The sequence below is a fragment of the Faecalibacterium sp. DFI.5.82 genome (assembly GCF_029076575.1).
GTDB classification, from domain to species: domain Bacteria; phylum Bacillota; class Clostridia; order Oscillospirales; family Ruminococcaceae; genus Faecalibacterium; species Faecalibacterium duncaniae.
On record NZ_JARFIS010001187.1, the window covers coordinates 1 to 286 of the forward strand.

Genomic DNA, 286 nt, shown 5'->3' on the forward strand with positions numbered 1-286 from the left:
GTTGAATATTCTGACTTGATAATTGAATAAATATTTTTTCTAGGCAACTAGACACTGTTCATATTGATACGGTGTTTGGTTGCCTAGTTTTGTTTGAATGTGCCGTTCATTATAAAAGTGTAGCCATTCTTCAATTGCTTGGATGAGCTTATCCTGGTTGTGATAACTCGTATCAGTTCCAATCTCTGCTTTTAACTTACTAAAAACGGTCTTACAAGCCGCATTATCTAAACAGGTGGCTCGATGAGACATGCTTTGCCTAATTCTTCCTTTACGTAGCAGTTTG

The 286-nt window shown here is 36.7% G+C and carries 1 protein-coding gene; it reads right to left on the reverse strand.

The window, feature by feature from the left end:
- Positions 1–39: 39 nt before the first annotated feature.
- On the reverse strand, positions 40–286 hold a 247-nt coding region (locus tag P0G09_RS20665; RefSeq protein WP_275253618.1), incomplete at its 5' end, for an integrase core domain-containing protein.